Genomic DNA, 13953 nt, shown 5'->3' on the forward strand with positions numbered 1-13953 from the left:
CGGCCGCTACGCGAAGCGCGGCGCTCGCTTCTCGAGGAAGGCGGACACGCCTTCCTGGAAATCGGACGTGCCGGCACAGGCAACGAAGGATGCGGCCTCCGCGTCGAGCTGCTGATCGAGGGTGCGTTCCAGCGATTCGCGCACCAGGCGCTTGAGCCGCCCCAGCGCCTCGCGCGGGCCCTGGGCAAGACGCAGTGCCATGGCCTCGGTCTCGGACTGCAGCGACGCGGCGGGAACGACCCGGTTCACGAGGCCAAGGCGCAAGGCCTCGTGCGCTTCCACCGGCTCGCACAGCAGCGCGATCTCCAGGGCGTGGCGCAGTCCCACCAAGCGCGGGAGCGCCCAGGAGGTGGCGCAATCGGAGCTGGCGCCGATCTTCGGATAAGCCAGGTTGAAGCGCGTGCCTTCCGCGGCAATGCCCAAGTCGCAGGCCAGTGCCAGTCCCAGCCCGCCGCCGGCCACCGCGCCATGCAGGCTTGCGATGACCGGCGCAGCCAGGCGCGCAAGAATGCGGATGCCACCGTGCATTCCTTCGATCAACGACTGCGCGGTAGCCTGCGGGTCGTCGCGCATCGCGCCGAGATCTCCGCCGGCCATGAAGGCGCGACCTTCGCCGCTGACGACGACGACGCGCACCTGCGGGTCTTCTGCAATCCGTTGGCAGGCCATCCTGAACCCTTGCGCCACGGCCACATCGATCGCGTTCAGCGAGCGGGGGCGGTTGAAGCGGATGTGCGCCACGCCTTCGGGGCTGCGCCAATCAAGCACCGGCTCGTCAGCGCTCGCTCGCTCTGGGTAGCTCATGCCGCGGCCTCCACCACCTCGTGCTCCATGGGGGGCACCTGGTAGCGCGTGGCGGCACCCGGTTCCTTCTTGACCCGCGACAGTTCATGGCGAGCCAGCGTGCGCAGGTGGACTTCGTCAGGCCCGTCAAAGAACCGGAACGCACGGCCCCAGCTCCAGAGAAAGGCCAGTGGCGTGTCGGGCGTCAGCCCCATCGCGCCGAACACCTGGATTGCCCGATCCAGCACGCGGGTCTGCAGCTGCGCCGCGACCAGCTTGATCGCCGACACGTCGATCTGCGCGGCCTTGTTCCCCTGCTCATCCATGACCCAGGCAGCACGCAGCACGAAGAGTCGCGCCTGGTCGATCTCGACGCGCGAGTAGCCGATCCAGTCCTGCACGTTCGCGAAATCGGACAAGCGCTTGCCGAAAGCCTGCCGCTGCAAGGCGCGGTCGCACATGAGGTCCAGCGCCAGTTCGCACTGTCCGATGGTGCGCATGCAGTGGTGAACCCGACCCGGCCCGAGGCGCGCCTGCGCCAGCGCGAAGCCCGCGTTCTCCTCCCCGAGGAGGTTGGACACCGGAACCCGCACGTCGCGGTACTCGATCTCGCAATGGCCTTCGGGCGTGTGGTGGTTCATGATCGCCACATTGCGCACGATGCGTACACCCGGGGTGTCCAGCGGCACGATGACCATCGAGTGCCGCGCATGTCGCGGCGCTTCGGGGCTCTGGTCACTCACGCCCATCACGATCGAGACGCGGCACAGCGGATGCAACGCGCCGGTGATGAACCACTTGCGGCCGTTGATGACGTAGTCGTCGCCCTCGCGATGGATCGTGGTGCGGATGTTGGTGGCATCCGACGAGGCCACGTCGGGCTCGGTCATCGAGAAGCAGGAGCGGATCACGCCATCGAGCAACGGCACCAGCCAGCGACTGGCCTGCGCCGGGGTCGCGAACAAGTGCAGCAGTTCCATGTTGCCGGTGTCGGGCGCATTGCAGTTGAAGACCTCCGAGGCCCATGGGATACGACCCATGATTTCGGCAAGAGGGGCGTATTCGATGTTCGACAACCGCGTACCCGGCTCGCCCGAACGCAAGCCTGGCAGGAACAGGTTCCAGAGTCCCTCGGCACGGGCCGCTCGCTTGAGCGGTTCGACGATCTCGCTCGGAAAGCGCCCCTTCGCCGCGATGCGCTCCCACGCGGCGTTCTGCGGAAGCACCCGGTCATGCATGAAATTGCGCAAGCGGCGTTGCAGCGCGAGGTTGGCTTCGGTGTAGGCGAATTCCATGAGGGACGTGTTCCTTGGTGTTGTTCGTTCAGGTGGTGTGCATCGGCTCGTCGATGGCCTCGAGGCCGCGCCTCGCCATCGCGGCGGCGAGCGAACCGACATGCGCTGCGTTGCCGGCCACGGCGGTACCTGCCCGCGAGCGCGCGGCAATGCCCTCGAAGATGACGGCCCAGCGCATGAAGGCAAAGGCCCAGTGGAAAGGCTGCACCTTGGAGCGCCGTCCTGCCGCGCGGTAGTAACGATCCAGGTACTCGACCTCCGACGGGATGCCGAGCGCTGCCAGGTCGAGGCCGCGGATCCCGTCGTACTCCGTCGGCAGCGTGCGCCAGGCCACAGTGTTGAATGCCACATCGGCCAGCGGATGTCCGAGCGTGGACAGTTCCCAGTCGAGCACGCCGATCACGCGCGGCTCCGAGGGGTGGTACATCAGGTTGCCGATCTTGAAGTCGCCGTGCACCAGGGTGGTTTCATCATCCTCCGGCAGGTTTTGGCCGAGCCAGCGCAGCAGCGTATCGAGGTCAGCGTTCTCGCCGGTGCGCGACAGGGCCCATTGCCCTGCCCAGCGGCGCAACTGCCGTTCGAAGAAGGCGCCGCGCTTGCCGAAGCCTTCGAGGCCGAACCCGGCCCAGTCGAGCCTATGCAGCGTGGCCATCGTGTCGGCCATGGCGAGGTAGAGCGCACGGCGCTCCGCGGGCGCAACACCCGGCAGCGCATGCGTCGGAAAGATGCGGCCCTCGATGCGATCCATGACGTAGAAAGGCGTGCCGACGACGTCGACCGATTCGCAATACAGCACCATCGACGGTACAGGCAGCGCGCTGTCGGCGAGCGCGCGCATCACGCGATACTCGCGGTCCACCGCATGTGCCGACGGCAGCACGACGCCGGCCGGCTTCTTGCGCAGCACCATGCGGCGGTTGTCGTAGCTCAGGAAGAAAGTCGGATTGGACTGGCCGCCGCCGATGCGTTCCAGTTGCATCGGCCCGCGCAGGCCCGGGACCTCGCGCTGCAGGAAGGCGTCGAGCCTCTCGGGATCGAAGCCGGCCGTCCCCGCCGCACGCTCAGGCGGGTTCTGCATGTCGGGCCCGCTCACGCAGCGCATCGGGCGAGCCCGCGCGCACTGGCGTGAAATCGGTGTGCGCGATGTACTCGGGCCGCTGCTGCTGGCCGCGCAGATGGTTCGACACCGCAGAGAGCGTCAGGTAGACGATGCGGCGCGGATACGGTGTCATGTTGGGAGGCGAACCGTGCGCCATGTTCGCGTGGAACATGAGCAGGCTGCCCGGGCGGCCGGTGGGCGCGATTATCCCGCCCTGCTCCGCCATCTCCGAGACGACGTCGGGCTTCAGATACCAACCGGGATGCGAGGTCGTGATGTCGTCGTAGGCGTCCGGCAGCGCGCCGTGCCGATGGCTCTTCGGAATCAGCATCAGAGCGCCGTTGATCGGCTTCACCTCATCGAGGAACAGTGCGATGTTCATCGCGCGCGGCGCGGGCATCCCGTCGAAGCGCTGCCATGACGGGAAGTCCTGGTGCCACTGCCAGGTCTCGCCGGCAAAGGCGGCCATCGCATTGATCTTGAACTGGTGCATGTACACCGGCTCGCCGAAGATCTGCTCCAGCGGCTCGACAAGCCGGGGATCGTGCGCCAGCACATCGAAGACTTCGTTGTAGCGGTGCACCGCGAAGGCAGTGCGCGGCACGCCTGACCTCTCGCGACGGATTTCCTCGCGCGGCTCGGCGAGCACGCGGGCGGCCTGCGCCTGCAGCACCGCCATCTCCTCGGCATCGAAGCAGTCGGGAAAGAACAGGTAGCCCTGCTCGTCGAAGAAGCGAAGTTGCTCGTCGCTGAGTTTCATTGCGACATCTCCTGTTCAGGCCAAACCGCCGGCATACTTTTCAAGGACACCCCAGGCCTCGGGCCCGAACTTCTCGCGCCACTCCTTGTAGAAGCCCGCCTTCTGCAGCGCGACGCGAAACGGTTCGCGGTCCGGCCGGTTGAAGGTCATGCCCTTGGCCTTGAGGTTGGTCTCGACGGTCACGTTGAACTTGGCCAGGTCGTCCCGCGCGAGCAGCGTCGCGGCATTGATGTTCTTCGAGACGATCGCCTGCATGTCGGGCGGAAGGCTCGCCCACACCTTGGCATTGGCGCAGTTGTAGTAGCCCTCCCATGTGTGGGAAGTGAGCGAACAGAAGCTCTGGACCTCGTAGAGCTTGGCGATCTCGAGGAGCTGAAGCGGATTGGTCTGCGCGTCCACCACCCGCGTCTGCAGCGCAACGTACAGCTCGGGGAAGGGGATGGCCACCGGCGATGCGCCGAGCGAGCGAAACAGGGACACGTACAGGGGCACCACCGAGGCGCGCACCTTCAGGCCCTTCATGTCGTCGGGCGTGTTGATCGGCTTGGTGCGCGTGGTCATCTGCATGAAGCCATGGTCGCTCGCCTTCTCGAAGGCATGCAGGCCGACCTTGGTGTAGATGGTGCGCAGGTAGGCACCGAAGTCACCGTCCATCGCAGCCCAGACGTCGTCGTAGGTCTTGAAGGCAAAAGGCACGCTGTGCAGTGCACCCCGCGGGTCCATGCTCGACAGATGCCCCTGCGGCAGGTACATGAAATGCATGGCGCCGGAGCGCACCTGCGAAACCATGTCGATGTCGCTGCCAAGAGCGCCGCCGGGAAAGGACTGGATGTCTACGCGGCCGCCGCTCTCTTCGCGGATCTTCTTGAACGCTTCCTCGTTGCGCACGGTCGACGGATGGTTGGGTGCCATCGAGCTGCCGAACTTGTAGTTGAACTCGGCGGCACGGGCAAAGCGCGGAAGGCTCAGGGTCGAAATTGCCGCGCCTGCCGCGAGCGAGCCGGTGATCATCTTCCTGCGCGTGATAGTGGTGGCCATGGTGCTTGTCTCCGTTGTATTCGATTCGAATGGAACGCGCGCCGCGTTCAGGCGCGCTGCAGGACCGTGATGGCGCAGATCGCGTCGTCGAAACCCATCGTGCCGCCGGCGTTCTCAGCCAAGCCGATGTCGGCGTCCTTCACCTGTCGCGGCCCGGCCTCACCGCGCAACTGAGCGGTGATCTCGTGGATCATCGAGAGCCCCGTGGCGCCGACCGGGTGGCCCTTCGAGATCAGACCACCCGAGGTGTTGATCGGCGTGCGGCCGCCGATTGCGGAGCCACCAGATTCCGCGAAGCGCCCACCCTCGCCGAAATCGCAGAAGCCGAGCATCTCGGGTTGGTAGATCTCTCCGTAGGTCGTGGCGTCGTGCACTTCCGCCAGGTCGATGTCGCCGGGTGCGATGTCGGCGAAGGCATAGGCATGACGCGCCGCGACATGGCTGACGCCGGGCTCGTCGATGTCGCGGTACTTGCCGTTCGCAAGCGATGATGCACGCACCTTCACCGCCCGCTCCCGCACTGCGGCAGGCAGCGTGTCGAAGACGCGCTTCGAGCACAGGATCGCTGCAGCCGCGCCGTCGCCGATCGGCGCGCACATCGAGCGTGTGAGTGGAAAGCTGATCTCGCGGTCCGTCATGGCCTTGTCGACGCTGACCTCGAACTGGTACTGGGCCAGCGGGTTGAGGCTTCCGTTGTGGTGCGTCTTGGAAGCCGCGATCGCGAACTGGCGCTGCGTGGTGCCGTACTTGGCCATGTGGTAGGCCGCCTGCATCGCATAGGTGTCCATGTTCAGGGTGCCACCCGCGCCGTTGAGCACGAACGGGCGGTCTATCTTCTCGCCGGCCCTGCGGAAGTATTCGTGCCAGACTTCCGGGTTCATCTGGTCGAGACCACCGGTGAACAACTCGTACTGCCGCTTCGGATCGTCCGGTATGAAGGTCTTCTCGACGCCGACTGCCAGCGAGACGTCCGCAGTGCCGGAGAGCACGTCCTTCCACGCACCGTGGAATGCGAGCGAGCCGGTGGCACAGGCCCCCTCGACGTTGACCATCGGCACATACTCCGGGAACAGGCCCTCGGCCACGAGTTCGGAGAAGCACACCTGCCCGCGGATGTTCGGCTGCTTGAACATCTCCATCTTCACGTTGCCGAACCACGAGCTGTCGATGCGCTCGCCATCGTCGAGCCCCGCGTCCGACAGCAGCTGGGTGTAGACCTCGCGAGTCAGGTCCTTGAAGCTCTTGTTCGGGAATTTTCCGAAGGCCGTGCAGGCCGTGCCAATCACGTAGACGTCATCCATGAGTTTGTTCCTTGGGTTGCAGATGATTGAAATGAGTGGAATCAGATGGCCCGGTCATTGCCGTCCCAGAAGCGCTTGCGGATGGCCTTCTTGTCGACCTTGCCGACAGAGGTGCGCGGCAATTCGGCCCAGATCTGGACCGACTTGGGCGCCTTGATGCTGCCGAGCTGCGTCTTGCACCAGGCCATGACTTCAGCGGCATCGAGGGTGCTGCCAGCCTTCAGTTCGATCACACCGGTAACCGCTTCGCCCCACTTCTCGTCGGGCGCGCCGACCACGGCGCACTCCTGGATCGCCGTGTGCGACAGCAGCACACTCTCCACCTCGCGCGGATAGACGTTGTAGCCGCCGGTGATGATCATTTCTTTCTTCCGGTCGACGATGAAGACGAAGCCGTCCGAATCGACATAGCCAACGTCGCCGGTGTGGTGCCACCCGTGCGTCGAGACCCCCGCGGTGGCGGCCGCGTTCTTGTAGTAGCCCGCCATCACGAGCGGGCCATTGACCACGAGTTCGCCCTTCTCCCCCGCACCGAGCAGGTGGCCGTCGTCATCCATGGCTGCCACGGGCGTGAGCAGCATGGGCTGGCCACAGCTCAGCAGCCGGCGTGCGCGTCCCGAATCGGCCAAGTCCGAGTGGTCCTCGCGCGAGAGGCAGGTGCAGAAGCTCGGTGCCTCGGTCTGGCCCCAGAACTGGATCATCACCGGGCCGAAGATCTCCAGGCACTGCCGCAGCTTGGTCACCGACATCGGCGCCGAGGTGTAGATGAAATATTCGAGCGACGAATAGTCGCGTCCCCGCACGCTCGCGTGCTCGAGCAACATGTAGATCGCCGTCGGCGGCAGATAGAGGTGAGTGACCTTCTCGCGCTCGATCGCGTCCAGGATCGCGCCGGCATCGAAGCCCGGCAGGATCACGGCGCGCCCGCCGAGCGCCATCAGCATGAAGGAGAAGGTGCCTGCCGCGTGCGTGATCGGCGACACGGCCAGGAACACCGGCGGCCTCCGCACGGGCGTGTGCGCATGAAAGTTGGCGGCCGCAATGTCCCAGTTGAGGCTGGTGAGCATCACCCCCTTCGGCAGCCCTGTGGTGCCGCCGGTGGAATAGAGGCTGACCACGTCGTTGGGCTCCCATGAGAACGGTTGCGGGCGTGGCGCGATGTCGCCGATCCAGTTTTCCAGCGCCTGCGCGCCCGCGACTGCTGCGTCGATGCAGATGCAGCGCATGAGCTTCGGGGAATGCGCCCGCAACACGTCGACTTCGCTGGCCAGTGAGGAATGGAAGAACAGCGTCGACACGTCGCAGTTGTCGAGGATGGCAATGTTCTCGCTTGCATGGTTCTTGGGATTGAGCGGTACATAGACCGCACCAGCCCACTGGATGCCGAGCAGGCACTCGACGGCCGCTGACGCATTCGGCGAATACACCGCGCACTTCTCGCCCGTGGGCTGGTCGCTGGCGTTCAGGCGACCCGCGATGCGCGTGACCATCGCATGTACCTCGTCGTAGCGCCGCGCGCCAGTCGCATCCTGCAGGCAGATGCGCGCGGGAAAGAGCGTTGCGCCGCGCGCAAAGAGTTGTGTGATGGCCATTGGAAGTTCGGTTGGAGAGGAACGGCGGGATCAGAGGAAGCCGATGGACAGCCACGGAAATGCGGCGACCACGACCACGCCGACGAGCAATGCGGCCAGATAGGGCCAGATGTAGCGCGCCGCCTCGTTCGGATCGATCTTGCCGATAGCGCAGGCGCCGAAGAAGCCGACGCCGAATGGCGGCGCGAACAGGCCCAGTCCCATCGCGAGGATGACCACCATCGCATAGTGAACGTCGTGGATGCCCAGTGCACGCGCGGCAGGAAACAGCAGAGGCCCGAACAGCACAATCGCCGGGATGCCCTCGAGCACCGAGCCCAGCACGATGAACACCAGGATGCTGATCGCCATGAAGCCTGCGGCGCCACCCGGCATGCTGGCCATGGCCGCCACCAACTGGCGCGAAAAGCCGGACTGGCTCAACGCCCAGCCCATGGCTGTCGCCGTGCCCATGATGAGCAGGATCGCGCCCGACAGCGTGGCCGTCTCGATGAGGATCGGATAGACACGCTTCGCATCGAACTGCCGATAGACGAACAGGCCGATCAGCACACCGTAGACGATGCCGACGGTGGCGACCTCGGTGGCCGTGGCGACGCCCTCCACGACAGCTACGCGAATCACGATCGGCAGGGACAACGCCGGAACCGCGACCAGGAACAGCTTCGCGATGACCTTCTTGCTCGCCTTCTGCGAGACGGCCGGCGCATTGCGGCGCGCCTTGAAGCCGACCACGATGGCCAGCACGATCGCCAGCACCAGCGCAGGCACCGCGCCGCCGGTGAACAGCGCGGAGATCGACACGCCCACCACAGAGCCGATCGTGATGAGGACCAGGCTCGGCGGAATCGTCTCCGACATTGCGGCGGAAGCGGTCAGCAACGCGCCCATCTCGCCGCTGTTGTAGCCGCGCTTCTGCATCTCGGGGAACAAGGCCGGGGCAATGGCCGCGATGTCGGCCGCCTTCGAGCCAGAGATGCCCGACACCACGTAGATGCCGGCCAGCAGCACGTACGACAGCCCGCCCTTCACGTGACCCAGGAGCGAGGCGAGGAACTCGATCATGGCCTTCGCGATGCCGGTGATCTGCAACAGCAGCCCCAGCACCACGAAAAGGGGTACCGCCAGCAGGATGATGTGGGACATGCCCTCGTCCATGCGGCTGATCACGATCGTGAGCGGTGCGTCGTTCGCGAACACGAGATAGGCCACCGTGCAGATGCCGAATGCGAATGCGATCGGCGTCCCGGCCGCAATGCACAGGCCGACCAGCAGCACGAAGAAGATCACCAGGTTGTAGTTGCCCATGGCGCGCAGCGCCGGACCCGCGATCCACAAGGCAGTGCCCAGCACGATCACGACCGCTGCGGAAATGGCGAAGTCTCGCGTCGCGATGCGCGGAGCGAGGTCGAGCAGCGTGAGCAGCAGCATCAGCCCGAGGCCCACCAGCAGGGAAGAGACCCGCCAGGTGTTCTGGATGCCGAGCGCCGCTGTCGTGAGGATCGATTCGGATTCCACGTGCTCCCAGACAGGCTGCATCAGCACGATGAGGAAAACAGCCGTCAGCACGGTCGACAGCGTGCCCAGCAGGGGCGCCCAGCGCGGGAACCGCGAGGTGATTGCGGTCAGCCGCATGTGCGAGCCCTTGTGCAGGGCCAGCACCGCACCGAACATGGTGAGCCAGATGAACAGGATCGACGCGAGTTCGTCCGACCAGACCAACGGGTAGTGCAGCACGTAGCGGCAGATCACGCCTGCGAACAGCAGGCCGATCTCGACGAGCAGCAGTGCGGCGCAGATCGCCTCCACGCCCTTGACCAGCCAGGCGGTCAGATTGACGCCCACCCGGGACGCACTCGGGCGAGGCAAGGCTTGCTCCAGGTTCATGTCGAGGCCTCCGCTTTCTCACGCGTCGAGGCCCAGGCCGCCATCCTCCACTTGCCCTCTTGCCTTACCCAGGTGCTTGTAAACAGCGCGCGGGTGCCATAGGGTTGGCCGTCGACCTCCGCCTCGACCCCCAGCCGCCCCTGCATCACGGCGCAAGTGCCCCAGGCATGGAAATGGTCCAACTCGCGCTTCAGGCCCAGGTACTTCACGCGGCCCGTGCGCAACGCATCGAGGTACTGCGCCTTGGATTCCGTCACGCCCGTCGAATGCGTGTAAGTGAGCGCATCGTCCAGCAGCGTTTCGAGCGCGGTGAAGTCGCGCTCGAGCATGGCTGCGCAGCGCGCATCGTTGTGCGACTGCACGATGACACGGATCAGCGACTCATTTGTGTCGGCTGCGGCTTGCATGGCGGCGCGGCAACGGCTCAGGCCGCGGCCGCCTCCTCGACGTAGGTGAGCAGCGCGTTGTCGGCCACGGCGCGCAGCGGCGTGAAGTCGGTGTGCGCCACGTACTCGGGTCGCGTCGGTCGCTTGATGTGGTTGTCGACGCGATTGCTCGTGAGGTAGATGGTGCTGCGCGACCATGGAGACTGGTTGGGCGAGGACGCATGGGGCATGTACGGATGAAACAGCACGGCAGTACCTGCCTTGCCCTTGGGCGCCACCATGCCGTTGGCGCGCGCGATCCGCTCGAGTTCGCGGCCCTGGATGGTGTGGGCTCCGTCCTGGTCGATCCCCTCCATCGGCAGCACGTCGGCTCGGATCAATCCTTCCTTGTGCGCACCCGGGATGAAGATGACCGGTCCGTTGAACTCGTTGACCTCGTCGAGGAACACCGAAATGTTCAGCGCGCGCGGCTCGGGCATGCCGTCGAACTTGCTCCAGTTGGCAAAGTCCTGGTGCCATGGAAAATCGAGCTTGCCGAAGGGTTGCTTGTTGATGAGCTTGTACTGGTGGCAATAGACGTCGCCACCAAGCAACTCGCGCGTGGGCTCAACCAGCCGGGGATGGCGCAGGAAAAGGTCGAACACCGGGTGATAGTGCTGTACACCGAATGCCAGGCGGAACTCTCCGTCCTTGCCGCGCCAGACTTCAGGACGGTCCATGGCATAGATGTCGGAGGCGGCGCGGCGCACCACGGCGATCTCGGCGGGGGTGAACAACTCGGGCAGCAGCAGGTATCCGTCGCGTTCGTAGCTTGCGATCTGTTCGGGGGTAAGCATGGGTAGGTCTCCTTGGATTCAATGATTCGTGCGATCAGGCCAGTGCGCCGGTGTACTTCTCGAGGATGTTCCAGACCTCGGGTCCGAACTTCTGCTGCCATTCCTTGTAGAAGCCGGCCTTGCTCAGCGCTTCGCGGAAGGGGGTCGGCTCCACGTTGTTGAACTTCATGCCCTTGGTCTGCAATTGCGCCTGCAAGGTGCCCGACAGATCGGCCATGTCCCTGCGCTGGCGCAGCGTCGCCTCGCGGAAGCGCTGCTGCACGATGCCCTGCAGGTCGGCCGGAAGCCGCTTCCATGTCGCATCGTTGACCGACGTGACGTAGCCTTCCCAGATGTGGTTGGTGACAGACACGTACTGCTGCACCTCGTAGAAGCGGGCGCTGTCGATGAGGGCGAGCGAATTCTCCTGACCATCGACCACGCGCGTCTGCAGAGACGTGTACAGCTCGCTGAAATTGATTGCCGTGGGCGCCGCACCAAGCGCCTTGAAGAGCGACACGTACATCGGCACCAGCGCCACGCGGATCTTGAAGCCCTGCAGATCCTCTGGCGAAGTGATCGCCTTCGTGCGCGTCGTCATCTGGCGGAAGCCGTGGTCCCACATGCTGTCGAACACGTGGATTCCGAAGCGGCTGACGACGCGGCGCGAGTACGCGCCGAGTTCTCCGTCCATCGCGGCCCACACCGCGGCGTAGTCCTTGAAAGCGTAAGGAATGGACAGGTTCGCCTTGGGGTCGAAGGTGGTCAGGCTCGCGGTCGCGACGTTGAGCATCTGCAATGCCCCGGAACGTACCTGCGAGATCATGTCCGTGATGCTGCCCAGCGCACCGGCAGGGAACATCTCGATGTCGACGTGGCCGCCGGTGTCCTTCCTGACGGCATCGCAGGCCTCTTTCGCGCGGATGACTTGCGGATGGGTGACGGGCAGTTCGCTGCCGTACTTGTAGTTGAACTCCGCCGCGTGCGCGAAGCGCGGCAGGGTGATCAGCGGCAGCGTGGCGGCGCCGGCGGCGCCCAGCACAAGGCGGCGGCGCCCGAGCCGCGATGCGGGATGAATCATTTGCAACTCCTCGCGGTCAGGCCGCTACGGTCTCGGGCTCGAGCTGGGTGAAATCGCGGTGTGCCACGTAGTCGGGCCGCGTTGGCCGGCGCATGGCATTGGTCACCCGGTTCGCCGTGAAGTAGAGGATGTGCCGCGTCCACGGGCTGATGTTGGGCGTGGAAGCGTGCGCGGTGAGGCCGTGGAAGATCGCGACCGTCCCGCGCGGGCCCTTCGGCGCCACGATCCCGTGTGCGTTGACCAGTTCCTCGATCACGCCGCGGTTCAGGCGCGCGAGCGTGGTCGTGTTCACGAGTCCGGCCGGTGTCTCGGCCAGCGAACGGATGCGGCCGTGGTGGAGGGACCCCGGGATGAAAGCGACCGGTCCGTTGAACTCGGTCACCTCATCCAGGTAGATCGAGATGTTGAGAGCCTTCGGCTCAGGCATGCCATCGAGGTCCTGCCAGTTCCCGAAGTCCTGGTGCCAGGGAAAGTCCAGTGTGCCCATCGGTTCCTTGCAAACGATCTTGTACTGGTGACAGTAGATGTCGCCGCCCAACAATTGCTTCGCGGTCTCGATCAGCAGGGGGTGGTGCATGAAGCGGTCGAAGGCGTCGCTGTACCGGTGCAGCGCGAGCGCGGCGCAGGTTTCGCCGGCAGCGGACTTGGCAATCTCGGGGCGGTCCATCGCGACGATTCGAGGCACGTCCGCCATGAGCGCGCCAATTTCCTCGAGCGAGAAAAAGGATGGCAGCACGAGCAGCCCGTCGCGCTCGTATTGTTCGACCTGTTGCGGGGTCAGCATGTCTTGTCTCCGACGTTATAGGTGTCAGGAGAGTGTCGTCAGCCTGCGCCTGCGGAGGAAGTTCAATTTTCGCGCCGCACCTATCGAATAATTGGATAGCACTGGGCATACTCTCCACCATGGACCTTCGCCAACTCGGCTACTTCGTCTCCATTGCAGAGCACGGCGGCTTTGCGGCGGCCGCACGAGCGCGGTACATCTCGCAGTCGGCACTGAGCCGGCAGGTGCAGTTGCTGGAGGAAGAGATCGGCACGCGACTGCTCGACCGCAGTTCGCGCGGCATCGTGCTCACGCCCGCAGGCCAGATCCTGCTCGAGCGCGCCGGACGCTTGTTCAAAGACGTCACGCAACTCAAGGAAGACGTGCTGGGCGAGGCCGAGACGCCGTCGGGGCAAATCGTGCTTGGACTCACCCCGTCGATGCGCCAGCTCTTCGCCGGCAATCTCGTCGAAGGCTTCCTGCGGCGCTTTCCGGCGGTCCATTTGGGTGTCATCGAAGGGCTCTCGCACGCAATGGCCGAATCACTGGCACGCGGACTTTGCGACGTGGCAGTCTTCATCCGCGACGATGCCAAGGGACGAGCGCTGTCGACGCGCAAACTCATCGACGAACCGCTCGTGATTGCCGCGCAGTCACGCGCAGGACTTCGGATGGACACCCCGGTCGACGTGAACGAAGTCGCGAAGCATCCGCTGATCGTTTCGCGTTCCAACCGGGTGACCACGGGGCTCGAAAAGGAAGCACTGCGCCTGGGCTGCCCGCTCAACATCATCATCGACGTGCAGCCGCTGCACCTGAGCATCGACTTGGTCTGCCGCGGCGTGGCTTACATGGTGGTCCCGTTTTCGGCCGCGGTGACGGAGTACGAGGCCGGCTTTCTGTCGATGGCGCCGATCAAGGGCTTCGACACAGGCTGGGTGGTCGCCTGGCCCAGTGACCGCAAGGTATCGGCTGCAAGCCTGCGGCTGGTCGAAGCTGTGCAAATCGAGGTGGCTGCATTGCACCTTGACGAAAGCCTGCGTCGCGCCACTCATAGCTGAGAGGACAATTCGTTCGTTCGTTCGTTCGTTCGCTCGCACAAGCGGTGCTATGGCAATCGCTTTGAAGAATTGGTTGGTAGTTCGGGCGCTTT

Annotated in this window: 13 protein-coding genes; 1 reads left to right on the forward strand and 12 read right to left on the reverse strand. The window is 64.9% G+C overall.

What is annotated here, in order from left to right:
- Window positions 1–6: 6 nt before the first annotated feature.
- The 12 genes from HCU76_RS29705 to HCU76_RS29760 are packed head-to-tail and all read right to left on the reverse strand — an operon-like array spanning window position 7 to window position 12821.
- Window positions 7–804 (reverse strand): enoyl-CoA hydratase/isomerase family protein, encoded by a 798-nt coding sequence (locus HCU76_RS29705; protein ID WP_213957924.1) that lies wholly within the window; start codon window positions 802–804, stop codon window positions 7–9.
- Window positions 801–2078: an acyl-CoA dehydrogenase family protein gene (locus HCU76_RS29710; RefSeq protein WP_213957925.1), complete on the reverse strand. Its 1278-nt coding sequence runs from the start codon at window positions 2076–2078 to the stop codon at window positions 801–803. The genes HCU76_RS29705 and HCU76_RS29710 overlap by 4 nt, the downstream gene beginning before the upstream one ends.
- 28 nt (window positions 2079–2106) lie before the next feature.
- Entirely contained in the window at window positions 2107–3156 is a 1050-nt protein-coding gene (locus HCU76_RS29715; protein ID WP_213957926.1) for a phosphotransferase family protein, read from the reverse strand.
- Window positions 3140–3937 carry a phytanoyl-CoA dioxygenase family protein gene (locus HCU76_RS29720; protein ID WP_213957927.1) on the reverse strand — a complete coding sequence of 266 codons (798 nt, stop codon included), beginning with the start codon at window positions 3935–3937 and terminating at the stop codon, window positions 3140–3142. Before HCU76_RS29720 ends, HCU76_RS29715 begins: the two co-directional genes overlap by 17 nt.
- A 15-nt stretch (window positions 3938–3952) precedes the next feature.
- Window positions 3953–4975 (reverse strand): TRAP transporter substrate-binding protein, encoded by a 1023-nt coding sequence (locus HCU76_RS29725; RefSeq protein WP_256354563.1) that lies wholly within the window; start codon window positions 4973–4975, stop codon window positions 3953–3955.
- Between the two features lie 47 nt (window positions 4976–5022).
- A complete protein-coding gene (locus HCU76_RS29730) occupies window positions 5023–6276 on the reverse strand; it encodes a beta-ketoacyl synthase N-terminal-like domain-containing protein (protein WP_213957928.1) in 1254 nt (417 codons plus the stop codon).
- 41 nt (window positions 6277–6317) lie between these two features.
- Window positions 6318–7868, reverse strand: coding sequence for a class I adenylate-forming enzyme family protein (locus HCU76_RS29735; RefSeq protein ID WP_213957929.1), 1551 nt, complete (start codon window positions 7866–7868; stop codon window positions 6318–6320).
- A 30-nt stretch (window positions 7869–7898) separates the two neighbouring features.
- A complete protein-coding gene (locus HCU76_RS29740) occupies window positions 7899–9755 on the reverse strand; it encodes a TRAP transporter large permease subunit (protein ID WP_213957930.1) in 1857 nt (618 codons plus the stop codon).
- On the reverse strand, window positions 9752–10162 hold the full coding sequence (locus HCU76_RS29745; RefSeq protein ID WP_213957931.1) for a nuclear transport factor 2 family protein: 411 nt from the start codon (window positions 10160–10162) through the stop codon (window positions 9752–9754). The genes HCU76_RS29740 and HCU76_RS29745 overlap by 4 nt, the downstream gene beginning before the upstream one ends.
- 17 nt (window positions 10163–10179) lie before the next feature.
- A complete protein-coding gene (locus HCU76_RS29750) occupies window positions 10180–10977 on the reverse strand; it encodes a phytanoyl-CoA dioxygenase family protein (protein WP_213957932.1) in 798 nt (265 codons plus the stop codon).
- Between the two features lie 34 nt (window positions 10978–11011).
- Window positions 11012–12037 (reverse strand): TRAP transporter substrate-binding protein, encoded by a 1026-nt coding sequence (locus HCU76_RS29755; RefSeq protein ID WP_213957933.1) that lies wholly within the window; start codon window positions 12035–12037, stop codon window positions 11012–11014.
- A 16-nt stretch (window positions 12038–12053) separates the two neighbouring features.
- A complete protein-coding gene (locus HCU76_RS29760; protein WP_213957934.1) occupies window positions 12054–12821 on the reverse strand; it encodes a phytanoyl-CoA dioxygenase family protein in 768 nt (255 codons plus the stop codon).
- 32 nt (window positions 12822–12853) lie between these two features.
- Between HCU76_RS29760 and HCU76_RS29765 the strand changes: the two genes are divergently transcribed.
- Window positions 12854–13861: a LysR family transcriptional regulator gene (locus HCU76_RS29765; protein WP_218511277.1), complete on the forward strand. Its 1008-nt coding sequence runs from the start codon at window positions 12854–12856 to the stop codon at window positions 13859–13861.
- The last annotated feature ends 92 nt before the right edge of the window (window positions 13862–13953 follow it).

It is taken from the genome of Variovorax sp. dw_308, assembly GCF_019207085.1.
In the GTDB taxonomy this organism is placed as follows: domain Bacteria; phylum Pseudomonadota; class Gammaproteobacteria; order Burkholderiales; family Burkholderiaceae_C; genus Variovorax.

Excerpts from the sequence above, each read along its gene's own strand:
- HCU76_RS29705 (WP_213957924.1), bottom strand. The coding sequence starts at position 804 with ATGAGCTACCCAGAGCGAGCGAGCGCTGACGAGCCGGTGCTTGATTGG.
- HCU76_RS29710 (WP_213957925.1), bottom strand. The coding sequence starts at position 2,078 with ATGGAATTCGCCTACACCGAAGCCAACCTCGCGCTGCAACGCCGCTTG.
- HCU76_RS29715 (WP_213957926.1), bottom strand. The coding sequence starts at position 3,156 with ATGCAGAACCCGCCTGAGCGTGCGGCGGGGACGGCCGGCTTCGATCCC.
- HCU76_RS29720 (WP_213957927.1), bottom strand. The coding sequence starts at position 3,937 with ATGAAACTCAGCGACGAGCAACTTCGCTTCTTCGACGAGCAGGGCTAC.
- HCU76_RS29725 (WP_256354563.1), bottom strand. The coding sequence starts at position 4,975 with ATGGCCACCACTATCACGCGCAGGAAGATGATCACCGGCTCGCTCGCG.
- HCU76_RS29730 (WP_213957928.1), bottom strand. The coding sequence starts at position 6,276 with ATGGATGACGTCTACGTGATTGGCACGGCCTGCACGGCCTTCGGAAAA.
- HCU76_RS29735 (WP_213957929.1), bottom strand. The coding sequence starts at position 7,868 with ATGGCCATCACACAACTCTTTGCGCGCGGCGCAACGCTCTTTCCCGCG.
- HCU76_RS29740 (WP_213957930.1), bottom strand. The coding sequence starts at position 9,755 with ATGAACCTGGAGCAAGCCTTGCCTCGCCCGAGTGCGTCCCGGGTGGGC.
- HCU76_RS29745 (WP_213957931.1), bottom strand. The coding sequence starts at position 10,162 with ATGCAAGCCGCAGCCGACACAAATGAGTCGCTGATCCGTGTCATCGTG.
- HCU76_RS29750 (WP_213957932.1), bottom strand. The coding sequence starts at position 10,977 with ATGCTTACCCCCGAACAGATCGCAAGCTACGAACGCGACGGATACCTG.
- HCU76_RS29755 (WP_213957933.1), bottom strand. The coding sequence starts at position 12,037 with ATGATTCATCCCGCATCGCGGCTCGGGCGCCGCCGCCTTGTGCTGGGC.
- HCU76_RS29760 (WP_213957934.1), bottom strand. The coding sequence starts at position 12,821 with ATGCTGACCCCGCAACAGGTCGAACAATACGAGCGCGACGGGCTGCTC.